Source organism: Qipengyuania nanhaisediminis, assembly GCF_900115585.1.
In the GTDB taxonomy this organism is placed as follows: domain Bacteria; phylum Pseudomonadota; class Alphaproteobacteria; order Sphingomonadales; family Sphingomonadaceae; genus Qipengyuania; species Qipengyuania nanhaisediminis.
In genome coordinates this window covers 91,032-112,715 of record NZ_FOWZ01000005.1, presented here as the reverse complement: position 1 = coordinate 112,715, position 21,684 = coordinate 91,032, and the positions used below count along the sequence as shown (strand labels likewise).

The window sequence follows — 21,684 nt, the reverse complement described above, 5'->3', positions numbered from 1 at the left end:
AGACGGCGGGAGGTTTATTCTGTCGCCATGACACGGTCAACGAGGTTGGCGAGTTGTCCCAAACCCTTGTAATCCAAGTCTGACGAAGCGGTCTTTTCATCGGCTGGACCGAAACCGGCCTTGAAACCGAGCTTGGCCGCTTCGCGCATCCGGATACCGCCATGAGCGACGGGACGGACTTCGCCCGAAAGGCTTATTTCGCCGAGCCACACGCTGCGGTCAGGCAAGGGCTTGTCCGCAAGCGCGCTCACCAAGGCTGCTGCGACAGCAAGGTCTGCGGCGGGATCCGACAGGCGATAACCCCCTGCCACGTTGAGATAGACTTCGGCGGAGCTGAAATTTAGCCCGCAGCGCGATTCCAGCACTGCCAGCAGCATGGCGAGGCGACCATTGTCCCAACCCACCACGGCACGGCGAGGCGTTGCACCCGACTGCAATCGCACGATCAGCGCCTGGATTTCCACGAGCACGGGCCGCGTACCTTCCATCGCAGGGAAAACCGCGCTTCCGGCCATTTGCTGGTCGCGGCCGGAAAGGAACAGCATCGAAGGGTTCTCGACCTCTTCCAGCCCTTCCCCCGCCATGGCGAACACGCCGATCTCGTCGACTGCGCCGAACCGGTTCTTGAGCGCACGCAGGATGCGATACTGGTGGCTGCGCTCGCCTTCGAAGCTCATGACCACATCGACCATGTGTTCGAGCACGCGCGGACCCGCGATGTTACCGTCCTTGGTCACATGGCCGACCAGCACCAGTGCCACACCGTTTTCCTTGGCATAACGGATCAATTCGAAGGCACAGCCGCGAACCTGGCTGACTGTTCCCGGCGCGCCCTCGATGGTGTCGGAGTGCATGGTCTGGATGGAATCGATCACGAGGAACTTTGGCGGCTCCATCGTGCCGAGCGTGGTCAGAATGTCGCGCACACCGGTCGCCGCCGCGAGTTTGACCGGCGCATCCGAGAGGCCGAGACGCGCCGCGCGCATCCTTACCTGGCCTGCCGCTTCCTCGCCGCTGACATAGACGACGCCGTGCCCTTCCCGCGCCACCTTGGCCGCGGCCTGCAAAAGCAGTGTCGACTTCCCGATACCGGGATCGCCACCCATCAGGATCGCGCTGCCCGGAACGAGGCCTCCCCCGAGTGCACGGTCGAATTCGGCCAGACCGGTCTTTTGCCGCACCGGCATTTCGCCCGGCTTGTCGAGGTCCACGAATTCGACGGCCCTGCCCCCGCTGGAGAGGTCGTGCTTCAGCGAGAACACCGTAGCCGGCGCATCTTCCACCAGCGTGTTCCATTCCGCGCAGTCAGCGCACTGCCCCTGCCAGCGGTGCGAAACACCGCCACAAGCCTGACAGACATAGCGTTTCTTCGGTTTGGCCATAGGCGTTGGCTAGACGGAACATTTGCGGAACGCAATTGCCAATGCGCCGTGGAGTGTGCACAAGCCTAGGCGATGCGGCAAAAAGAACTACGGATCGCGCTTGTCTGCTACGGCGGGGTCAGCCTAGCGGTCTATATGCACGGGGTCACACGCGAATTGTGGCACCTTGCGCGGGCCAGTCGCGATTACCATTCGGGTGCTCCCTCTTCCTCCGGTGTGGATGCGGTCTATCGCGAGATGCTGGCCGCGATCGAGGAGGATCACGAACTCCGCCTGCGAATCATTCCCGACATCATGAGCGGCGCGAGCGCGGGCGGGATCAACGCCGTCTTCCTCGCACAGGCGATCCATTCCGGGCAAAGCCTGGAACCCCTGACCGACCTCTGGCTGGAGGTGGCCGATGTCGATGAACTGACCGATCCCGACGCCCGCCTGCGATGGCGCGGAGGCAAGTTCTGGGCGCAGCCGCTGGCGACTTTCATCCTGAGCCGTCCGGGCACCGAAATTGCGGAAGAAGTCGCTCCGGAAACGCGGGCGGAAGTAAGGCGCAAGGTATCGCACCTGATCCGCGGGAGGTGGTTCGAGCCCCCCTTCTCCGGACTCGGCTTCTCGAAACTGCTCGAGCGCGCCTTCAGCGCCATGGCAGATGCGCCGGTCGAGGCTCCCTTGCTGCCTCCCGGTCATCCGCTCGACCTGTTTGTCACGACGACCGATTTTCACGGCTATCTGGAGCTCCTTCGCCTCAACAGTCCGCCTGTCGTCGAGGACACCGAACACCGCCTGCCCATCTCGATGCGCAGCAGGGTGCCGGGGACGGGAGGAAGCGATCTCGCCAATCCGCTGGAGCTGGTCTTTGCCGCGCGGGCTACGGCGAGCTTTCCGGGCGCCTTCCCGCCCCTCAAGGTTGAAGAGATCGACCGGCTGGCAAAGGACAGTGGCCGCGATTGGGCTAGCCGCGAGGAATTTCTCGACACCATCATGCCCATCCACGTGATGCGCGGCGATACCGATACGGTTTCGCTGATCGACGGTTCGGTGCTGGTGAACAAGCCTTTCGGCGGAGCCATGGCCGCCCTGCGCGGCAGGCCCGCCCAGCGCGAGGTCGACCGCCGGTTCGTGTACGTCGACCCACGGCCCGACAGGTTCGGTTCGCGCGACGAGCGTGCTTCGCGCGACGTGGGGTTCTTTTCGGCCATATTCGGTTCGCTTTCGACTATCCCGCGCGAACAGCCCATCCGGGACAACCTCGAACAATTGGACGAACAGAGCCGCGAGGCGGAGCGATTGCAGCGGATCGTCGCTGCGCTGCGGCCCGAAGTCGACGCCACCGTTGAACGGCTGTTCGGGCGAACGCTGTTCCTCGACAGGCCGACGCCCAAGCGCCTGAAGGCCTGGCGCCAGAAAGCGCAGCAGGCTGCGGCGGAGCAGGCGGGATACGCCTTCCATTCCTACGCGCAGGCCAAGCTCAGCGGTATCGTCTCTCGATTGGCGAAGCTTGCGTATGACGCGGCGCCCTCGCTTCACCTGCCCGACCATCTCGCGGTCGAAGAAGTCTTGCGCGAGGAATTGCGGCGCCGCGGGCTCACGACGCTGTCGAGCGGAAATGGCGGGGCGACCAGCGAAGCGATCGGCTTCTTCCGCGAACACGATATCGGTTTTCGCATCAGGCGTTTGCGGCTGCTCGCCCGCAGGCTGGCGCGCGATTGGGAAGCCGATCCGGAGATTTCCGACGATGCTCTCGAACACGGCCGGGATGCGATCTATTCCATCCTCTCACTCTATTTCGAGAAAGAAGGCCTCGCCTCGCTGGGAGAGGAGTTTCACGATGTCGCACAGAGTGTGCTCGGCGATCCAGGCACCGTGCTCGATATGATCGAAAGCAAGCGCTTGCTGATCGATACCGACGACAAGGCGGAGGAGATGTTGGCGGAGGCGCTACAGGCGATGCCGGCCAATCTGAAACGGCGGATGCTGTTCGCCTACCTCGGTTTCCCGTTTTACGACGTCGCCACCTTGCCGCTGCTGCGAAATGAAGGCTTCACAGAATTCGATCCGGTCAAGGTAGACCGCATCAGTCCCGACGACGCGCGCAGCATCCGCGAAGGAGGGACCCGTGCAACCCTTCGAGGCATCGAGTTCTATAATTTCGGTGCGTTCTTCAGCAGGTCCTATCGCGAGAACGATTACCTGTGGGGGCGCCTGCATGGGGCGGAGCGGATGATCGATCTGGTCTGTTCCACTGTAGACCATGCTCCGGGCGAATTGGTCGTCAGGAGTTTCAAGAAGAAGGCGTTTCTTGCCATCTTGGACGAAGAAGAGGCCGCAGGGCGATGTGCCCGCGGCCTCCTCGATCAGATAAAGTCCGAAGTCCTCGAGCGGTTGGTCTAACCGCCGAACACATCCTTGATCTTGTTGAAGAAACCCCGGCTTTCGGGGCATTCGTCACCAGTCTCCGTATCGCGGAATTGCTCTAGGATTTCGCGCTGTTGCTTGCTCAACTTGGTCGGGGTTTCGACGGCGATTTCCACTACCATGTCTCCGCGACCGCGACCCTGGAGAATGGGCATCCCCGCGCCGCGCTGACGCAGCTGCCTGCCGGACTGGATACCAGCGGGGATCTCGAGGGTGATTTCCTCGCCATCAAGGCCGGGGATATCGATCGAACCGCCAAGAGCAGCCTTGGTGAAGCTGATCGGCACACGTGTCGCCAGCGTCGTTCCTTCGCGCACGAAGATCGGATGCTGTTTTACATGGACGAAGATGTAGAGATCGCCCGGTGCCGCACCGCGCGGTCCGGCTTCGCCCTTGCCCGACAAGCGGATGCGCGTGCCGGTATCGACGCCCGGCGGGATGTCGATTTCGATCTTCTGCGGAACGTCGACCTGGCCTTCGCCGCGGCAGTCCCTGCAGGGGCTGGTGATAATCTCGCCATCGCCGTGGCAATTGGGACAGGGTCGCTCAACGACGAAGAAGCCCTGCTTCGCACGCACCTTGCCCTGGCCGGAGCACAAGTTGCAGGTCCGCTTCTGGGTGCCCGGCGTCGCGCCGCTGCCGTGACAGGTTTCGCACGAGCGGCTGACTTCGATTTCGATCTCGGTCGATTTGCCTTCGAAAGCCTCTTCCAGAGTGACTTCCATGTCGTAGCGCAGGTCCGCCCCGCGACGCGGCTGTGCACGGCCGCCGCCACCGAAGGCGCTGCCGAAGATTGTCTCGAAAATATCGCCGATATCGCCGAAGTCGGCACCCGGGTGGCCGTGGCCGCCCCCGCCCTGCATTCCCTGCGTGAAGGCCTCGTGGCCGAAGCGATCGTAGGCCGCGCGCTTCTGAGGGTCCTTGAGGCATTCATAGGCGGCGCTGACCGCCTTGAATGTGTTTTCGCTCTCCGTGCACCCGGGATTGCGATCCGGATGATGCTTCATCGCGAGCTTGCGATAGGCGGACTTGATCGTCGCGCCATCCGCGTCCCGGCTGACGCCGAGCAATTCGTAAAAGTCGATTTCAGTAGCTGACATGATGATCCCGCCTGCTGAAAATCCAACCGCCACCGGCGCATTTCGCACCGATGGCGGTCGGGGTTTTCATCAGGAGCCTTAGTTCTTCGCGTCTTCGTCGACTTCGGAGAATTCGGCATCGACGACTTCTTCGTCATTGCCGGCATCGCCGCCGTCTTCGCTCGGAGCATCGGCCGAAGCCTTGGCCTGCTCCTGCTCGTAGATCGACTGACCCATCTTCATCGCGCTCTGCGACAGGTCCTGGGCCTTGGCGTTGATGTCTGCTGCATCGTCACCTTCGAGAGCGGTCTTGAGCGCCGCAACCTTCTCTTCGACTTCGCTCTTCAGCGAAGCGTCGATCTTGTCGCCATGCTCTTCGAGCTGCTTCTCGGTGGCGTGGACGAGGCTGTCGGCCTGGTTGCGGGCCTCGGCACCTTCCTTGCGCTTCTTGTCTTCGTCCGCGAACTTTTCCGCGTCCTGGACCATCTGCTCGATATCGGCGTCGGTCAGACCGCCGGATGCCTGGATGCGGATCTGCTGTTCCTTGCCGGTGCCCTTGTCCTTTGCACTGACGTTCACGATGCCGTTGGCGTCGATGTCGAAGGTCACCTCGATCTGCGGCACGCCGCGCGGTGCGGCGGGAATGCCAACGAGGTCGAACTGGCCGAGCAGCTTGTTGTCGGCAGCCATCTCGCGTTCGCCCTGGAACACGCGGATCGTCACGGCCTGCTGGTTGTCTTCAGCGGTCGAGTAGGTCTGCGTTTTCTTGGTCGGGATCGTGGTGTTGCGGTCGATCATGCGCGTGAACACGCCGCCGAGCGTCTCGATACCCAGCGAAAGCGGGGTCACGTCGAGCAGCAGCACGTCCTTCACGTCGCCCTGGAGGACGCCCGCCTGGATGGCAGCACCCATGGCCACGACTTCATCGGGGTTCACGCCGGTGTGCGGCTTGGAACCGAAGAAGCCTTCGACCACTTCGCGCACCTTGGGCATGCGGGTCATACCGCCGACCATGATGACTTCGTCGATCTCGTCCTTGGAGACACCGGCATCGGCCAATGCTTTCTTGCACGGCTCGAGCGTGCGCTGGATGAGGTCGCCGACCATCTTTTCGAGGTCCGAACGGCTGATCGTTTCGACAAGGTGCAGCGGGGTGGACGAACCACCTTCCATGCGCGCCGTAATGAACGGCAGGTTCACTTCGGTGGTCTGGGCCGAGCTCAGCTCGATCTTGGCCTTTTCCGCCGCTTCCTTGAGGCGCTGCAGAGCGAGCTTGTCGGTCCGCAGGTCCATGTTTTCCTTCTTCTTAAACTGGTCGGCCAGCCATTCGACAATTGCGCTGTCGAAGTCTTCACCGCCCAGGAAGGTGTCGCCGTTGGTCGACTTCACTTCGAAGACGCCATCGCCGATTTCCAGAATGGAAACGTCGAAGGTACCGCCACCAAGGTCGTAGACTGCGATGGTCTTGCCATCGTCCTTGTCGAGACCGTAGGCGAGCGCGGCCGCAGTCGGCTCGTTAATGATGCGCAGCACTTCAAGACCCGCGATCTGGCCGGCATCCTTGGTTGCCTGCCGCTGCGCGTCGTTGAAGTACGCGGGAACGGTGATGACGGCCTGCTCGACCGTTTCGCCAAGATAGCTCTCGGCGGTTTCCTTCATCTTCTGGAGGATGAAAGCGGAAATCTGGCTGGGCGAATATTCTTCGCCGCCGGCCTTGACCCACGCGTCACCGTTCTTGCCCTTGACGATGTCATAGGGGACCAGCTCGGTGTCCTTCTTGGTCACCGGGTCATCGAAACGGCGGCCGATAAGGCGCTTCACCGCGAAAACCGTGTTGTCCGGATTGGTCACTGCCTGGCGCTTGGCCGGCTGACCGATAAGGCGTTCACCGTCCTTGGTGAAGGCGACGATGGAAGGCGTGGTACGCGCGCCTTCGGAATTTTCGATGACCTTCGGCTTGCCGCCGTCCATCACGGCGACGCAGCTGTTGGTGGTGCCGAGGTCGATACCGATTACTTTAGCCATGGTTTCCCCATAAGTTTCACATTGTTGGACACCGCGCGTCTGGTCCCCCACGAGAGGCAGAACCGGTCGGCGGCTCATTCGAGTGGTGTGTTACCCGAGCGATATAGGTGCGGTTTTTCTTGGCACAAGGGAGGTCCCCCGCTAGTTTTTTGCGCCATCAACAGGAGGGAATTTCCACGATGATCAAACCCGTTTTCGCCGCCGCACTTCTCGCGGGCTCCAGCCTTGCCCTCGCCGCTTGCGGAGGCGCGGAAGAAGAAGCGCAGTCCTCGGCCACGAGCGACGCTGCAGGCCTGACCGTCGAGAACGCGCGCATGGTCCTGCCGGCGGTCGCCGGAAATCCCGCGGCAATCTATTTCGATCTCGTCAACAATGGCGATCGCGGCGTTGCCGTCCGCAAGGCCGAGGTCGACGGTGCCGGCAAGACCGAAGTCCACGGCACGATTGAGATGGATGGCAAGATGGAGATGAGCGAGACCGGTCCGCAGGCGGTTCAGGCTGGTGACACCCTGAAATTCGAGCCGGGCGGCCTACACGTCATGGTCTTCGACCTTTCGCCCGATCTTGTGGCCGGTAGCGAGACCGCAATGACCCTCACCGTTGCAGGCGGCAAGTCCGCCACCTTCACGGTTCCGATCCAGGCAGCTGGGGAAGATCGCTGAGCGACCCTCGCGATACGCTTGAAATCGAAAGCCATGATGCCGCCGTTCCCGCGACCTGCGAGATCGGCGGCCAGCGGCCCCTTACCAACGGGGAAATAGCGCTTGCCAAAAGCGTTTTCGGGACGGCCATCGACTATGCGCGTGTCACGATCCGGCGGCGCAAGTGGTTTCCCTTCCAGCCCCGCCGCGTGACAATGGCGCCCAGGGGCCATGTTCATTTCCACCCGGCTTCGGAAAATTATTGCGACGACTTTTCGACCGCCAGCCTCAGGCGGCAGGGCCTCTTCATTCACGAGATGGTCCACGTCTGGCAGACCCAGTCCCGCGGCGAATGGTATCTGGTGACCAGGCGCATGCCGTGGGCGCGATACGACTATTCGCTGAAGCCGGGCTGGGCTCTTGAACGCTACGGGATCGAACAGCAGGCAGAGATCGTCAAACACGCCTTCTGGCTGCGTAACGGCATGAAAATTGCCGGTATCGGCGACAAATCAGCCTATGACCTGCTGGTAAACTTCCCCGGTGCTGCGGCATGACTTTTCTGATCCGCGACTTCAGGGCAGGCGACGAAGCCGCCTTCGCGGCGCTCAATCTGCGCTGGATCGAAGAATATTTCGGCGTCGAAGAGAGCGACCGGCGCCAGCTCGAAAATCCGGTCGCCTCGCTACTCGACCCCGGCGGAGCCATCGTTCTTGCCGAAGTGGACGGCCGCGTGGTCGGTTGCGGGGCGCTTGCCGTGCCGCATGAACCAGCATCCGACGCGCGAAAGTGGCTGGAGATCGTCAAAATGGCGACTGACCCCTCGGCGCAGGGATCCGGCCTCGGATCCGCCATCCTCGATCGCCTCATCGAAATTGCGCGAGAGCGCGGCGCGAACGCGCTTTGGCTGGAGACAAATTCCCGCCTCGACGCGGCCACCCACCTTTACCGCCGCAAAGGCTTTCGCGCCCTCGAAGCGCACGAACTACGTCAAACCCCGTACGCGCGTTGCAATCTGCAGATGGTTCGCGATCTCTGACCGCGTCGGGACTATCCACACCCCTGCTTGAGCAAACCGGTTTCAATGGATACGAATGCACGCATTGACCGAGCGGCCCAACCCGCGCTCGGCGATGAGTCATCACAATGGAGCTTAAAGACTACGGTATGAGCCGCGAGCGCGGCTACCTTTCGCATTACGAGATCGACGAGATCACGCTTCCCCCACAATTCGACCCTATTGTGAAAGCGGCCGGCTTATTGTCGGCATTGCTCACCTCGGGCCGCGTCCGTCATTTCCTCGACGCCCTGCCCGATCCCGATGTTTCGGAATGGGTGAAGAGCGCTCCGGAGGAAGAGGTCCGCACCGCCATGGTGCATTTTTCCTTCCTGGTTCAGGCCTATGTCTGGGGCGAAGCGGAGCCACCCAAGCATCTTCCCGCCAATCTCGCCCGCCCGATGTGCGCTTTGTCCGAACGACTCGGCCAGGCGCCGCTCCTCCCCTATTCCGGATACGTGCTCGACAATTGGTACCGGCTCGACAAGTCGGGGCCGATCACGCTCGACAACATCGCCATGCACCAGAATTTCCTGTGTGGCGCCGACGAGAACTGGTTCGTCCTCGTCCATGTGGCGATCGAAGCGGAAGCAGGCGTCCTGCTCGACAATGCGGCGAAGCTGGTGACCGTCGCCAAGGAAGGCGACGAGGAAGAAGCCACCCGCCTGCTCAGGGAGATGGACGAGGCGTGGGAGCGGATTTACGGCCATTTCGCGCGCATGCCAGAGCAATGCGATCCCTATATCTACTTCCACCGCGTGCGGCCCTATATCCACGGCTGGGCGAACAATCCTGCCTTGAAGGACGGCGGCTTGGTCTATGAAGGGATCGAGCGTTTCGAGGGTAAACCGCAGGCCCTGCGCGGCCAGACCGGATCGCAGTCCTCTATCGTTCCGGCGATGGATGCGCTCTTCCAGGTCGGCCACAGCGATGACCCGCTCAAGAGCTTCCTCGACGAGTTGCATCATTACCGCCCGGTCGAGCACCGCCGCTTCATCGAGGATCTGGCAGCGCAGTCCACGCTGCGGGACTTCGTGTCCGCAAGCGAGAATGCCGAACTCAAGGCGGCCTTCAACGCCTGCCTCGAACAATCCGCCCGCTTCCGCACCCGCCACCTCGAGTATGCGGCGAGCTACATCAACAAGCAGGCCGGCAGCATTGCCGGTAACGATCCCGATGTCGGTACGGGAGGAACGCCCTTCATGAAGTACCTCAAGAAGCACCGCGACGAGAACCGGGCCCAACTGGTCGGCTGAAGCTGCTTTGCGGCCCGGCGGGGATGGCAATTCCTCGCTGGGCCGTTCAGCATGATGCAAGGTCGCACCCTCATGGTGTGCCGCACGCAAGGTGGGAGATGGAAATGAATTGGTCCGGCTCGGTTCTGGTGGCGGCTGGAGCCCTGCTTTCACTTACAGCCGGGCCGGCTCTTGCCGACGAAGGTTCAGGAGGTGCTGAACTGGTTGCACAGGCGCTGGGCGAAGCAAGGGAAGCCTCCCCAGAGATTGAGATCACCTCTTTCGGATGCACTTCCGACCAGCGCATGATTGCCTGGATCGAAGCGGATCGCCTCTATTATCCATGCATGATGAACGAGCTGGTCCAGGACCGTTTCGACGCGGCGATGCTCGTCAACCTGCTGCTCGTGGAGCCTGTCACCGAAGCGGTGGATCGCCCGAAAGGCGATCCCTCCCTGGCCGAGAGTGCAGCTGCTATCGGGGCAGCGGCAATCGGGGCTGGCCTAGACGGCGATACCGAGGCCAAGCGAGTGGATCGCTATTACAGCGAGACCCCGAGCGAGCCAAACCCTCCCCTCGCTCGCTTTTACCCGCGCAACTCGGACACTTTCCGCGCGGAAGTGTCGCGGGTCGACGATCTTCGTGACCGGGCACGCCGCAGCGAGGCGACCGACGAGCGGATGCAGGAAAGACTGCAAGAACGCCGGCGCGAGGAACGCGAAGTGCAGGCCCGGTACCAATCCGTCACCGATTTCCTGATGCTCTCGAGAGCGCAGGACTTCTGTCCTGCCGATGGACGCACGTTCCTTGCAAGGGCAGTGGAATTTTCCACTAGCCCGCGCCCGGATGACCGGATGGTGGGCCTATGGGCGGATGACCGGCGACAAACGCTGCAGTCCTATCTCAACGACGTTTCGCTGTGCCGCTGATGCACCTCAATCGTAAGTGATGCCTTCCAGCCCCTGACCCCCGTCGGCAATGAACGCATCGATCCGGGCTTCAAGGGCCGGAAGCGGGACGGAACCCAGCGACAGCACAACATCGTGAAACTTGCGAATATCGAAGCGGTCTCCAAGCGCTTCCTCGGCCTTTGCCCGGACCCTGCGTATCGTCATCTCACCAAGCTTGTACGCCAGCGCCTGACCCGGCCAGCTGATGTAGCGATCGATCTCGGTTTCGACCTCACGATCGGATAGCGCGGTGTGACTGGCGAGATAGTCGATCGCTTGATCGCGGGTCCAACCGTAGTGGTGGATGCCAGTATCGATAACTAGCCGCGCAGCGCGCCACATCTCGTAGCTGAGCTTGCCGAACCGCTCGTAAGGGGTGCGATAGATGCCCATCTCTTCGCCGAGATACTCGGTGTAGAGGCCCCACCCCTCGCCGAAGCCCGAGAAATATGTCTGGCGCCGGAAGCGCGGCGCATCGTCGCGCTCCAGCGCAATTGCCGCCTGGAAACTATGGCCTGGAGCGCATTCGTGCATCGTGAGTGCGGGGATGTTGTAGACGGGCCGCGAAGGCAGGTCGTGCGTGTTGATCTGGCAGTATTCCAGCCCGCCTCGTCCGGCTGTGTAGAAAGGGGCAATGGCTGGATCGACCGGCCGAATGCCATGACGATACCGCGGCAGGAATCCGAAGTAATCGCTCAGCCGGTCATCGACGCGCTTTGCGGTGTAGGCGGCCACCCCCATCAGCTCGTCGGGGGTATCAGCGACGAATTGCGGGTCGGTCCTCAGGAAGGTGATGAATTGTTCAAGGGTGCCATCGAAGCCGGCCTCGTCCTTGACCTGCTCCATTTCCGACTTGATCCGGGCCACCTCTTCAAGACCAATGGCGTGAATTTGCTCAGCGGTCAGATCTAGCGTCGTGTACTGCCGGATTTGCTGCGCGTAGTAGGCACGTCCCTCAGGGAATTCGCTGGCTCCGATCGTCGATCTGGCGCGCGTCAGGTATTCATCACGGAAGAACTGCAACAGCGCCGCATAAGCCGGGGTTACATGATCGCCGATTGCCTCTCGCGCCTCCTCGCGTAGCCGCTCCTTTTGGGCTTCTGGGATCGAGGCAGGCATCGCCTTGAAGGGCTTCCAGAACGGACTTGTTTCCGGCTCCTCCACCACGAATGCCTCGATAGACGCGTCGCGACCCTCCAGAGTGACAGCGGGAACGCTGAAACCGCGATCCAGTCCGGCGCGCGCATTGGCGGTGTGCTCCGCGAGATATCGCGGCAGGTCCCTCATCCGGCCGATGTAATTCTGGTATTCCTCCACCGAGGTGTAAGGAGTGCTCCCTGCGAGATAGGACCAGAAGTTGGAATCGCTGTTGAGGGGCATTTCCCACTCGGCAAACCGGGCATCCCCGATTTCCGCTTCGAGCAGGGTCCTAAGGACCAGCGCGTTGGTCCGCGCTTCCTTCCCTAGACGCTGGCTTTCAAGTGCCTGCAGCTGCTGTAGCAATTCGGCATATCGAGTGGCGCGATCACGTTGTGCGATAGGTGTAACTGCCGGCAAGCGGTCCACCTGCCTGGTCTGCCCGCTATCGGTTTCGACGAGTTCGTACGTGTCGAGCTGGTAATCGTAAAATGCGTCAGTCAACGCCGCCAGACGCTCGTCCGCGCTATCCTGGGCCAAGGCCGGCGAAATGGCAGCGATGAGAACCGCCGCTCCAAGCATTGCAGTTCTCATCACAGATCCACTTCCAAAAATCAGTCGGGTTTCTTCGCGACGCCGACCATTGCCGGACGCAGCAAGCGATCCTTGATCATGTAGCCAGCCTGCATTTCCTGCACGATGGTTCCGGCATCGACCTCGTCGGTCGGGATTTCCATCATGGCCTGGTGCTGGTTGGGATCGAGCGGCATGCCCTTGGCTGCGATGCGGGTGATGCCGTTTTGGTTGAACACCTTTTCAAGCTCACGCTGGGTAGCTTCGATACCGGCGATGAAGCCCTTGAGCTTCTCGTCCTCGCGCTGCTCCGCAGGAATCGCATCGAGTGCACGGGCGAGGTTGTCGGCCACGCTCAGGATATCGCGGGCGAACCCGGTCGCCGCGTAATTGCGGGCGTCCTGGACATCCTTTTCCATCCGGCGGCGCACGTTCTGCGTTTCCGCACGGGCATAAAGAGCGTCCTGCTTGGCCGCTTCCAGATCGCCGCGCAGGCTCGCCAGCGCTTCGTCGAGCGCTTCTTCGGCAGCGTCTTCTTCGCCACCCTTGTCACGCAGGTGTTCCGGCACGCCTTCCATCTCGCGCGCTACTTCTTCGTCGACCGCCTTGTCCTGCGGTTCGTTCGTGTTCTCGTTGCTCACTTGTAAACCCTGTCAGCCTAATCTTTTGCCCAAGGAACGGGCCGTGAAATCAACCATGGGGACGACACGGGCGTAATTCAACCGAGTTGGCCCGATGACCCCCAGCACCCCGACCACCTTTCCCTCGCGATCGCGGTAGGGTGAGGCGATGACCGATGATCCGGACAGCGAGAACAGCCGGTTCTCGCTACCGATGAAAATTCGCATGGCGTCGGCATCGCGCGCATTTTCGAGAAGTGTTGCCACGGTCTGCTTGTTTTCGAGATCGTCCAGCAAGGAGCGCACACGTTCGATATCGCTCAGCGCGCTCTCGTCCAGCAGATTGGCCTGGCCGCGCACGATAAGGACCGGGCGCTCGGCCGTGTCGGTGGTCCAGGTCGCGATGCCGCGCGAAACCAGATCGCGACTGGCCTCGTCCAGCGCGCTGCGTCCGCCGGAAATCTCCTGTTTGACCACAGCGGCCGCCTCGGCGAGTGTCCGCCCGGACGAGCGCGCCGTGAGGTAATTGCTCGCCTGTTCCAGCGACACGCCAAGCACGGCAGCAGGAACGGAGAGTATGCGATTTTCGACATGGCCGTCCTCTCCCACCAGCACTGCCAGAACGCGGTTCGCGTCGAGCGCGGTGAGCGACACTTGCGATAGGCGCGGCTCCCTTCGGGGCACCATCACCATGCCCGCGGCTCCCGAAAGATCTGACAGCAGCGCGCTTGTCTCTTCCAGCGCGCGCTCGATCGGGCCGGGTTCTGCGAGGCGTTTCTCGATCGCCGCCCGCTCCTGAGCAGTCGGTTCGGCAACCTGCATCATCGCATCGACGAAGAGGCGCAGGCCGCTTTCCGTCGGCATCCTGCCCGCGCTGGTGTGAGGGGCCGCGAGCAGGCCGCGTTGTTCCAGTTCTGCAAGGACAGAACGGATGGATGCTGGCGACAGGCCGACACCGCCCTCGCCCGCCAGCGCCTTCGAGCCGACGGGAGTGCCGGTGTCGAGATACCCTTCCACCACAAGGCGGAATATCTCCCGCGCGCGTTCGGACAAATCGGAAAGCGGAGGGCCGTTCATGCCTTCTATCTAACCACTCCACTTGCGGCCTCAAGGCCCATCGGCCAAAGCCTCCACCGAGATTCGACTGAATTGGAGAATGGAATGCGACCTTCAGGACGCGCGCCCGACGAAATGCGCGCCATCACTATCGAGACCGGTTACACCAAGCACGCAGAAGGCAGCTGCCTCATCAGCTTCGGCGAAACGCGAGTTCTGTGCACCGCATCGGTCGAAGAACGGATTCCGCCGTGGCTTCGCGGCAAGGGAGAAGGCTGGGTCACCGGCGAATACTCCATGCTGCCGCGCGCCACACACACGCGCGGTCAGCGCGAAGCGGCCAAGGGCAAGCAGAGCGGACGAACGCAGGAAATCCAGCGGCTTATCGGGCGTAGCTTGCGTGCAGTCGTAGATATGAAGAAGCTTGGCGAGCGCCAGATCACGCTCGATTGCGATGTCATCCAGGCGGATGGCGGGACGCGTACCGCTTCGATCTCGGGCGCCTGGGTCGCACTGCGGCTGGCCGTCGATGGCCTGATGAAATCGGGCGACATTGTGGAAGATCCGATCACCGCCAAGGTCGCTGCCATTTCCTGCGGTGTCTACAAGGGCACTCCGGTGCTCGACCTCGATTACCCCGAGGACAGCAATGCGGATGCCGATGCCAACTTCGTCCTGATCGAAGGCGGCAAGATCGCCGAGGCACAGGCCACGGCGGAAGGCGCCCCCTATGACGAGGAAGCCTTTCTTCGCTTGCTCCGACTTGCACAGATGGGCTGTGCACAAGTGTTCAAGGCACAGGACGAGGCAACCCGCAAATGACCCGTCGGCTCGGTTCGGGCAGCCTCGTTATCGCGACGCATAATGCCGGCAAGCTCAAGGAAATCTCGGCGCTGCTCGCACCTTACGGCGTGAAGTGCATTTCCGCTGGATCGCTTGGCCTGCCCGAACCGCCCGAGACAGGCACGACCTTCGTACAGAACGCGCTGCTAAAGGCCCGCGCGGCGGCAGAGGCATCGGGCCTGCCCGCTCTCGCCGACGACAGCGGACTTTCGGTCGATGCGCTCGATGGTCGCCCCGGCGTCTACACGGCGGACTGGGCCGAGCGGCAGCATTTCGAAGGCGAACCCGGCCGTGACTGGTACATGGCGATGGGCAAGGTCGAGGGCATGCTCCAGGAAAAGGGGGCGGACGTCGACCGCTCCTGCGCCTTCCACTGCGTTCTGGCACTTGCCTGGCCCGACGGAGAGCAGGCGGTCTATGAAGGTACGGCTCCCGGCACGCTGACATGGCCTCCGAGAGGAGAGATGGGTTTCGGCTACGATCCGGTGTTCGTCCCCCAGGGCCGCGACCTGACGTTTGCAGAAATAGCACCGGAAGAAAAGCACGCCATTAGTCACCGTGCCGATGCATTTGCGAAACTGGTGGCGGAGCAGTTCGCCTAATAGGCCATGCGGCCCCAGACATTGCCCGCCGGGTAATATCGACAGACTAGGACGTCCCAGCCCCGGTCCGTGACCACCGCGCAGCCGACTTCCTGCGTATCCCGCCAGATTACCTGCGTGTAATGCGCCACATCCGCCCATTGGCCGGTTCGGGAAATTTCCGGGAAGCGCCCATGACGGTAATGCCGCTTTTCGTCGATGAACATGCCGACCATGGTATCGACGGGCCAAGCATTGGCGGTCCCCATCCATAGGTTCTCACCAGTCCCGCTGCGCGTTGATGCATCGGCGTGCTCGAGGCGTCCCTTGCGGGCAAGCTGGTGGCCCCAATCCCTGGCTTCACGCGCCAGCTGGGGGCTCCATTCAAGCATCGGAAGCCCAAGTTGCGCGCGCTCCCGGTTATGCAGGTGCAGAATGCGCCCGGCATGGCGATCGGCGGCTGCATTATCGTGTGCCCGATGCTCACGCACCGTGGCAGACGAGGCAGCAGCGCCGCCAGCGCTTGCAGCGACACCGACACCCGTGGCACATAGCAGTCCCAGTGCAGCGACAGCGGTCGCGTAAAGTTTCATGCCTTCCATGCCTCCGCTTAAAACGGAGCTGGTTTAATTTTCAATGAAAGCGCCCCTTGGCCAAAGCCCTCTACATTCACTGGCCCTTCTGCCTCGCAAAATGTCCCTATTGCGACTTCAACAGCCACGTCCGCGAGCGAACGAATATGGACGTCTGGGAACGCGCCTTGCTGAGCGACATGCGTGCCGAAGCAACCCAGAACAAATCTCAGGAAAAGCTCGCAAGTATCTTTTTTGGCGGGGGAACTCCGTCATTGATGCCACCGACCCTCGTGGAAAAACTCCTGCAGGAAGCAGAGAAAATCTGGGGTTTCGAGGATGGCATCGAGATCACGTTGGAGGGCAATCCATCCTCGGTCGAAGCCGCCAATTTCGCAGCGCTGGCGAGTGCCGGGGTGAACCGTGTCTCGCTTGGCGTTCAGTCCTTACGGGACGAAACGCTCCGGTTTTTGGGCAGGTTGCATGGCGCCGAAGAAGCTATCCACGCTCTCGAGACCGCACAGAGCCATTTCGGCCGCGTGTCGATCGATCTGATCTACGCCCGCCCCGACCAGACAGAGGCCGACTGGCGGCAGGAATTGGGCGAGGCCTTGGCACTCGGCACCGATCACCTGTCGCTTTACCTGCTGACGATCGAGCCGACGACGCGTTTTGCAACCGATGTCCGGCGCGGTGTATTCACGCCGCTCGACAATGACCCAGCAGCCGATCTTTTCACGATGACGCGGGAAATGACCGCCGCTGCCGGGCTGCCAGCCTATGAGATCAGCAATCATGCGCGGCCCGGACAGGAAAGCCGGCATAACCTGACCTACTGGCGCTACGAGGATTATCTCGGGATCGGCCCGGGCGCACACGGGCGCCGTGACGGCATAGCGACCTTGCGACACAAGAAACCCGAAAACTACCTTACCGCGGTTGAACGTCAGGGCTCGGGCATCTCTGAGAACCGCACGCTCACAAAGCACGAACAGGCTTCGGAAGCGCTGCTGATGGGACTGCGCCTTGCGGAAGGGATCGACATGACTTCCCTCTCCCGCCGTTTCGACGTCACCTCCACCACCATGCTCGATGACGCCAAGCTGCGCCTCTATCGCGACCTCGGCCTGGTCTGGAAGAAGGCGGACAGGATTGGCGTCACCGAGGCAGGCATGCCCTTGCTGGACGCCCTGCTTGGTGAACTTGTGTCAGAGGACCTGGTCGCGGGATGACCAAGGCGGATTGCCTTCAAGTCTGGCACGACCACCTCTCGCTGGCGCAGCGGCGCTCCGATCACACCGTGCGCGCCTATTCGAAGGCTGCGGAGCGGCTCATGACGCGCGGCGAGTTCGAGACATTCGAACAGGTTGCGGCTCTGACCGCAGCCGAGTTGCGTAGCCATCTGGCGTCACGCCGCAGCGATGGCCTGTCCAATGCTTCGACGGCAAGGGAGCTTTCCGCGCTCAAGAGCTTCGTGTCTTTCGCCAAGGCGCAGGCGGGCCACGACGTCACGCAGGCTCCGCGCCTGAGGGGGCCGCGTATCAAGAAGGGCCTCCCGCGCCCCGTGTCGCCCGACGATGCAATAGGTTTGGCTGAAACGGTCGACGCGATGGCACTGGAGGATTGGGTCGGCGCGCGCGATCGGGCGGTCCTGCTTTTGCTCTACGGGGCGGGTCTGCGAATTGCCGAAGCCTTGTCGCTGACGGGTTCGGACGTCCCCCTTGGCGAAACACTCACCGTTACGGGCAAGGGCGGCAAGCAAAGGACCGTACCCATCCTGCCGCTGGTCCGGGATGCAATCGCCGAATATTGCACACTCAATCCCTGGCCGCTTGGACCGCGCGATCCTCTGTTCCGCGGGGTAAAAGGGGGCGCGCTTTCGCAAGGCGTTGTCCAGAAAGCGACAGCACGCGCCCGCAAGGCGCTAGGCCTGCCGGACACCGCGACACCGCACGCGCTGAGGCACAGCTTTGCGACCCACCTGCTCGGAGCGGGTGCCGATCTGCGCAGCCTGCAGGAACTGTTAGGGCATGCCAGCCTCGGCTCGACGCAAATCTATACGAAGGTCGATGCCGCCAGCCTGCTCGACACCTATCGCAACGCACATCCACGCGACCGCGATTGATCACATAGCGGCGTGACGTCGCTCGATCGCGTCCCAGATCAGCGCGGGTGTATCGGTCCCATTGAACTTGTCGATCGCGACGATGCCCGTTGGCGATGTGACGTTGATCTCGGTCAGGTACTTTCCGCCGATCACATCGATGCCGACGAACACCAGCCCCCTCTTCTTGAGCTCGGGGCCCATCGCCGCGCAGATTTCCTCTTCCCTTTCGGAGAGGCCGGTGGCTTCGGCATGGCCACCCTGGGCAAGGTTCGAACGAAACTCACCTTCGCCCGGGAAACGATTGATTGCACCCGCAAATTCTCCATCAACCAGGACGATCCGCTTGTCGCCTTCGCTCACTTCGGGGAGAAATGGCTGGATCATGTGCGGCTCGGGCCAGGTAAGGTCGAACACCTCGCTCAGCGCGGACAGGTTCGTACCCGTCTCGTCCAGGCGGAAGATCGCCTTACCGCCATTGCCGTGGAGTGGCTTGATAACGACCGATCCATGCTTTTGCTGGAAGGCCCGTAAATCGTCGAGGTGCCGCGCAATCATCGTCGGCGGCATGAAGCGCGCGTAATCGAGGACGAACATCTTCTCCGGCGCATTTACCACTTCGCGGGGATCGTTGATCACGAGCGTCGTGCCCTTGAGGCGATCCAGCAGGAGCGCAGAGCTGATGTAGCCGAGGTGGAACGGCGGATCCTGCCGCATCAGGACGACATCGATATCCTGAGCGAGGTCGATCCTGCGCCTTTCGCCAGCCGAAAAATGATCGCCTTCCACGCGCTGGACGGTGACTGGTGCGGCATGGGCAGTGATCCGCCCTGCGGGCGTGCCGTCGCTTTCATACGCGAGCGAGGTGACGTCGTAATGCCAGACCTCGTGCCCCCTCGCCTGTGCGGCCAGCATCAGCGCGAAGCTGCTGTCGCCGGCGATATTGATGCTTTCGAGCGGGTCCATCTGGACGGCGACACGCAGGCCCATTGCGATCTCCTAAGGTTGCCAGGCGTTGGCGATGTGGCGAGGGAATGCGCCGGGTGCAAGCAGGATCACGTCCACGCGGATGTCCTCTCCATCGGTCGCATAGCGATGAGCGACGGATTCCGTAGCCGCCGCGACACGCGCCAGCCGCCGCTCGTCGATTGCATTATCGAGTTCCGCGCGCTTGCTGCGCCACTTCACCTCGATGAAGGCGACGATATTGCCGCGTTTCGCGACAAGGTCGATTTCGCCAGCCTTGGTCTTCACCCGCTGGTCGAGGATGTGCCAGCCCTTCGCGCGCAGCCAGAAGGCTGCCCTCGCCTCGCCGTCCCTGCCGTTTCGTTCGGCAACTTGCCGTTTCATCCGGCCTTGAGATCCATGGCACGGGTGTAGAGCGCCTTGCGGTCTAGACCTGTCGCTTTCGCCACGTGGCCGGCAGCCTGCGAAGGCTTCATCGTCATCAGAGCCTCGCGCAGCATATCCTCGGCATCCGCCTCATTCGCCTGCACCGCCTCGGGCGGGCCGATGAGCAGCACGATCTCGCCGCGCGGAGGATTGGCGTCGTAATAGGCCATGAGACCGGAGGCGAAACCGCGGCGGCATTCTTCGTGCAGCTTGGTCAATTCGCGCGCGACGGCGATCTCGCGTTTTGGCAGGACTTCCTCGATGGTGGCCAGCGTTTTCAGCAGGCGCGGTGCGGTCTCGTAGAACACCAGCGTGGCGTCGATGGCGGCGAGCTCTTCCAGGGTTTCCCTGCGTCCCTTCTCCTTCGACGGTAGGAAGCCTGCGAACAGGAAGCGGTCGTTCGGCAGGCCGGAAAGGGTCAGCCCGACCACGGCCGCGCAGGGACCCGGAAGGCTGGTGACAGCTATGCCTTGCTCCCTGCAATCGTTGACCAGCCGATAGCCGGGATCGCTCACCATGGGTGTCCCTGCGTCGCTCACCAGGGCGACTGCTCTCGTCTGCATGGAGTCGACCAGTCTCGAGCGATCCCGATGCTCGCTATGGTCGTCATAGCGCCACATCGGCTTCGAGATGCCGAGATGCTTGAGCAGCTTGCCCGTCACGCGCGTATCCTCGCAGGCGACCCCGTCGCAGCGGCGCAGGATATCGACAGCGCGCATCGTTATGTCGCCCAGATTGCCGATTGGGGTGGCAACGAGATAGAGACCGGGTGTAAGACTTTCGTCAGGTGCAGGGGATGCGGGTTCGCTCACATGCCTTCCATGACCAGCAAAAAGGGACGCGGCAAGGATGAAGCAGGCATTTATGAACCGGCGCGGTGCAATCGCGGCTTTCGGAGCGATGGCGCTCTCTGGATGCGCGATCATTCCCAAGACGACCGAACCGGCTCCGCCAACGCCGACGCCCGAACCGAGTGCGACGAGCCTGCCGCAAGACGGGGAGCGGCATCGTGTAGCGCTGCTCGTCCCCATGTCCGGAGACAATGGTGCAGTCGGACAGTCCATCGCGAATGCGACCACCATGGCTCTCCTCGACACGAACGCGGACAACATCCGGATCGCGACCTACGACACAGCGCGCGGCGCACAGTCGGCGACAAACGAAGCGCTTGCCGACGGTAACCGCCTTATCCTCGGCCCCCTGCTCGGAAGCAATGTGGCAGCCGTGCGCTCGACCGCAGCAGCGGCAAATGTGCCCATCATCAGTTTTTCGAACGACACCACAATTGCCGGGCCGGGCGTCTTCATCATGGGGCACATCCCCGAGCAGTCCATCGCCCGCAGCGTCGAATATGCGCGCGAACAGGGCGCAAACACATTCGCCGTCCTGTCCCCGGAGTCCGAGTACGGCAGGCGCGCGGAAGCGGCCCTGCAATCCGCCCTCTCTTCATACGGCGGACGACTGATTGGCACCGAACGCTACACCCGCACGAATACATCGGTGGTAAGCGCAGCCGGAAGGCTCAAGACAATGGGCGGGTTCGACACCGTTCTTATCGCCGATGGGGGAACGCCCTCAATCCGCGGGGCACAAGCCATTGCGTCCCCGTCCCTGCGTATCCTCGGGACGGAGCGGTGGGCCGGCGAAAGCGCGCTTTTGCGGGTAGAGGCGCTGGAAGGTGCGCTGTTCTCTGCTGTGACGGACGGTCGTTATGGCGGTTTCGTCACCAGCTATGAGGCGCGCTTCGGCAGTCAGCCCTACCGGGTGGCCACCCTCGGCTATGACGCAGTCCTGCTGACGCTGCGTGCTGCCCGCGATTGGCAAGTCGGACGTGATTTCCCGACCAATGTGCTGTTCCAGTCGGGCGGGTTCGACGGGATGGACGGTCCATTTCGCTTCCAGCGCAACGGTATTGTCGAGCGAGCCCTTGAGGTGCGCTCGGTCAGCGATGGCGGGATAATCACCGTCTCCAGGGCACCGTCCGGCTTTTGACAGGCGGATAACATTCAGGTGGCGCTTGTGTGC

21 protein-coding genes are annotated in these 21,684 nt (G+C 62.3%); 11 read left to right on the top strand and 10 right to left on the bottom strand.

Features of this window, described 5'->3' with window-relative positions:
* Window positions 1-14: 14 nt before the first annotated feature.
* Window positions 15-1,382, bottom strand: a complete 1,368-nt coding sequence (gene radA / locus BM173_RS13860) for a DNA repair protein RadA (protein ID WP_090483061.1) — start codon at window positions 1,380-1,382, stop codon at window positions 15-17.
* A gap of 72 nt (window positions 1,383-1,454) precedes the next feature.
* Here radA and BM173_RS13855 point away from each other — a divergent pair, with 72 nt between their 5' ends.
* Window positions 1,455-3,770, top strand: coding sequence for a patatin-like protein (locus tag BM173_RS13855; protein ID WP_090483060.1), 2,316 nt, complete (start codon window positions 1,455-1,457; stop codon window positions 3,768-3,770).
* Here BM173_RS13855 and dnaJ read toward each other — a convergent pair.
* The gene (dnaJ, locus tag BM173_RS13850; RefSeq protein WP_090483059.1) at window positions 3,767-4,894 is read right to left on the bottom strand and encodes a molecular chaperone DnaJ; all 1,128 of its coding nucleotides are present in this window, start codon (window positions 4,892-4,894) and stop codon (window positions 3,767-3,769) included. The two genes, BM173_RS13855 and dnaJ, sit on opposite strands and share 4 nt — an antisense overlap.
* A 78-nt stretch (window positions 4,895-4,972) precedes the next feature.
* A complete protein-coding gene (gene dnaK, locus BM173_RS13845) occupies window positions 4,973-6,898 on the bottom strand; it encodes a molecular chaperone DnaK (RefSeq protein ID WP_090483058.1) in 1,926 nt (641 codons plus the stop codon).
* Window positions 6,899-7,077: 179 nt separating this feature from the next.
* Here dnaK and BM173_RS13840 point away from each other — a divergent pair, with 179 nt between their 5' ends.
* The 5 genes from BM173_RS13840 to BM173_RS13820 all read left to right on the top strand — a co-directional run bounded on the left by BM173_RS13840 (window position 7,078) and on the right by BM173_RS13820 (window position 10,760).
* On the top strand, window positions 7,078-7,560 hold the full coding sequence (locus BM173_RS13840; RefSeq protein WP_090483057.1) for a copper chaperone PCu(A)C: 483 nt from the start codon (window positions 7,078-7,080) through the stop codon (window positions 7,558-7,560).
* 62 nt (window positions 7,561-7,622) lie between these two features.
* A complete protein-coding gene (locus BM173_RS13835) occupies window positions 7,623-8,096 on the top strand; it encodes a vgr related protein (RefSeq protein WP_090483056.1) in 474 nt (157 codons plus the stop codon).
* A complete protein-coding gene (locus BM173_RS13830) occupies window positions 8,093-8,578 on the top strand; it encodes a GNAT family N-acetyltransferase (protein WP_090483055.1) in 486 nt (161 codons plus the stop codon). The genes BM173_RS13835 and BM173_RS13830 overlap by 4 nt, the downstream gene beginning before the upstream one ends.
* Window positions 8,579-8,685: 107 nt before the next feature.
* Complete coding sequence (locus BM173_RS13825; RefSeq protein WP_090483054.1) at window positions 8,686-9,852, top strand: PrnB family protein; 1,167 nt, start codon at window positions 8,686-8,688, stop codon at window positions 9,850-9,852.
* A gap of 104 nt (window positions 9,853-9,956) precedes the next feature.
* Window positions 9,957-10,760, top strand: a complete 804-nt coding sequence (locus BM173_RS13820; protein ID WP_143089657.1) for a hypothetical protein — start codon at window positions 9,957-9,959, stop codon at window positions 10,758-10,760.
* 6 nt (window positions 10,761-10,766) lie between these two features.
* On the opposite strand, the gene BM173_RS13815 is transcribed toward BM173_RS13820, so the two are convergent.
* The 3 genes from BM173_RS13815 to hrcA are packed head-to-tail and all read right to left on the bottom strand — an operon-like array spanning window position 10,767 to window position 14,188.
* Entirely contained in the window at window positions 10,767-12,512 is a 1,746-nt protein-coding gene (locus BM173_RS13815) for a DUF885 domain-containing protein (RefSeq protein ID WP_090483052.1), read from the bottom strand.
* Between the two features lie 20 nt (window positions 12,513-12,532).
* Window positions 12,533-13,132, bottom strand: a complete 600-nt coding sequence (grpE, locus tag BM173_RS13810; protein WP_090483051.1) for a nucleotide exchange factor GrpE — start codon at window positions 13,130-13,132, stop codon at window positions 12,533-12,535.
* A gap of 12 nt (window positions 13,133-13,144) precedes the next feature.
* Window positions 13,145-14,188 (bottom strand): heat-inducible transcriptional repressor HrcA, encoded by a 1,044-nt coding sequence (hrcA, locus tag BM173_RS13805; protein WP_090483050.1) that lies wholly within the window; start codon window positions 14,186-14,188, stop codon window positions 13,145-13,147.
* A gap of 84 nt (window positions 14,189-14,272) precedes the next feature.
* Here hrcA and rph point away from each other — a divergent pair, with 84 nt between their 5' ends.
* Together rph and rdgB are read left to right on the top strand one after the other, a co-directional pair.
* On the top strand, window positions 14,273-14,989 hold the full coding sequence (rph, locus tag BM173_RS13800) for a ribonuclease PH (protein WP_090483049.1): 717 nt from the start codon (window positions 14,273-14,275) through the stop codon (window positions 14,987-14,989).
* A complete protein-coding gene (gene rdgB / locus BM173_RS13795; protein WP_090483048.1) occupies window positions 14,986-15,612 on the top strand; it encodes an RdgB/HAM1 family non-canonical purine NTP pyrophosphatase in 627 nt (208 codons plus the stop codon). Before rph ends, rdgB begins: the two co-directional genes overlap by 4 nt.
* Here rdgB and BM173_RS13790 read toward each other — a convergent pair.
* Window positions 15,609-16,193: a CAP domain-containing protein gene (locus BM173_RS13790; RefSeq protein ID WP_090483047.1), complete on the bottom strand. Its 585-nt coding sequence runs from the start codon at window positions 16,191-16,193 to the stop codon at window positions 15,609-15,611. The genes rdgB and BM173_RS13790 overlap by 4 nt on opposite strands.
* A 47-nt stretch (window positions 16,194-16,240) precedes the next feature.
* On the opposite strand from BM173_RS13790, the gene hemW reads away from it, so the two are divergent.
* Together hemW and BM173_RS13780 are read left to right on the top strand one after the other, a co-directional pair.
* Window positions 16,241-17,395, top strand: coding sequence for a radical SAM family heme chaperone HemW (gene hemW / locus BM173_RS13785; protein ID WP_090483046.1), 1,155 nt, complete (start codon window positions 16,241-16,243; stop codon window positions 17,393-17,395).
* On the top strand, window positions 17,392-18,288 hold the full coding sequence (locus BM173_RS13780; RefSeq protein ID WP_090483045.1) for a tyrosine recombinase XerC: 897 nt from the start codon (window positions 17,392-17,394) through the stop codon (window positions 18,286-18,288). Before hemW ends, BM173_RS13780 begins: the two co-directional genes overlap by 4 nt.
* Here BM173_RS13780 and gshB read toward each other — a convergent pair whose 3' ends face one another.
* From gshB to rsmI, 3 genes are read right to left on the bottom strand one after another with little or no spacing between them, the layout of a single operon-like run.
* On the bottom strand, window positions 18,289-19,257 hold the full coding sequence (gshB, locus tag BM173_RS13775) for a glutathione synthase (protein ID WP_090483044.1): 969 nt from the start codon (window positions 19,255-19,257) through the stop codon (window positions 18,289-18,291).
* Between the two features lie 9 nt (window positions 19,258-19,266).
* Window positions 19,267-19,617, bottom strand: coding sequence for a YraN family protein (locus BM173_RS13770; RefSeq protein WP_090483043.1), 351 nt, complete (start codon window positions 19,615-19,617; stop codon window positions 19,267-19,269).
* Window positions 19,614-20,471, bottom strand: a complete 858-nt coding sequence (rsmI, locus tag BM173_RS13765; RefSeq protein WP_245755905.1) for a 16S rRNA (cytidine(1402)-2'-O)-methyltransferase — start codon at window positions 20,469-20,471, stop codon at window positions 19,614-19,616. The genes BM173_RS13770 and rsmI overlap by 4 nt, the downstream gene beginning before the upstream one ends.
* Window positions 20,472-20,508: 37 nt before the next feature.
* Here rsmI and BM173_RS13760 point away from each other — a divergent pair, with 37 nt between their 5' ends.
* Window positions 20,509-21,651 carry a penicillin-binding protein activator gene (locus BM173_RS13760; RefSeq protein ID WP_245755904.1) on the top strand — a complete coding sequence of 381 codons (1,143 nt, stop codon included), beginning with the start codon at window positions 20,509-20,511 and terminating at the stop codon, window positions 21,649-21,651.
* Window positions 21,652-21,684: the final 33 nt, after the last annotated feature.

Excerpts from the sequence above, each read along its gene's own strand:
- radA (WP_090483061.1), bottom strand. The coding sequence starts at position 1,382 with ATGGCCAAACCGAAGAAACGCTATGTCTGTCAGGCTTGTGGCGGTGTT.
- BM173_RS13855 (WP_090483060.1), top strand. The coding sequence starts at position 1,455 with ATGCGGCAAAAAGAACTACGGATCGCGCTTGTCTGCTACGGCGGGGTC.
- dnaJ (WP_090483059.1), bottom strand. The coding sequence starts at position 4,894 with ATGTCAGCTACTGAAATCGACTTTTACGAATTGCTCGGCGTCAGCCGG.
- dnaK (WP_090483058.1), bottom strand. The coding sequence starts at position 6,898 with ATGGCTAAAGTAATCGGTATCGACCTCGGCACCACCAACAGCTGCGTC.
- BM173_RS13840 (WP_090483057.1), top strand. The coding sequence starts at position 7,078 with ATGATCAAACCCGTTTTCGCCGCCGCACTTCTCGCGGGCTCCAGCCTT.
- BM173_RS13830 (WP_090483055.1), top strand. The coding sequence starts at position 8,093 with ATGACTTTTCTGATCCGCGACTTCAGGGCAGGCGACGAAGCCGCCTTC.
- BM173_RS13825 (WP_090483054.1), top strand. The coding sequence starts at position 8,686 with ATGGAGCTTAAAGACTACGGTATGAGCCGCGAGCGCGGCTACCTTTCG.
- BM173_RS13820 (WP_143089657.1), top strand. The coding sequence starts at position 9,957 with ATGAATTGGTCCGGCTCGGTTCTGGTGGCGGCTGGAGCCCTGCTTTCA.
- BM173_RS13815 (WP_090483052.1), bottom strand. The coding sequence starts at position 12,512 with ATGAGAACTGCAATGCTTGGAGCGGCGGTTCTCATCGCTGCCATTTCG.
- hrcA (WP_090483050.1), bottom strand. The coding sequence starts at position 14,188 with ATGAACGGCCCTCCGCTTTCCGATTTGTCCGAACGCGCGCGGGAGATA.
- rph (WP_090483049.1), top strand. The coding sequence starts at position 14,273 with ATGCGACCTTCAGGACGCGCGCCCGACGAAATGCGCGCCATCACTATC.
- rdgB (WP_090483048.1), top strand. The coding sequence starts at position 14,986 with ATGACCCGTCGGCTCGGTTCGGGCAGCCTCGTTATCGCGACGCATAAT.
- BM173_RS13790 (WP_090483047.1), bottom strand. The coding sequence starts at position 16,193 with ATGGAAGGCATGAAACTTTACGCGACCGCTGTCGCTGCACTGGGACTG.
- BM173_RS13780 (WP_090483045.1), top strand. The coding sequence starts at position 17,392 with ATGACCAAGGCGGATTGCCTTCAAGTCTGGCACGACCACCTCTCGCTG.
- gshB (WP_090483044.1), bottom strand. The coding sequence starts at position 19,257 with ATGGGCCTGCGTGTCGCCGTCCAGATGGACCCGCTCGAAAGCATCAAT.
- BM173_RS13770 (WP_090483043.1), bottom strand. The coding sequence starts at position 19,617 with ATGAAACGGCAAGTTGCCGAACGAAACGGCAGGGACGGCGAGGCGAGG.
- BM173_RS13760 (WP_245755904.1), top strand. The coding sequence starts at position 20,509 with ATGAAGCAGGCATTTATGAACCGGCGCGGTGCAATCGCGGCTTTCGGA.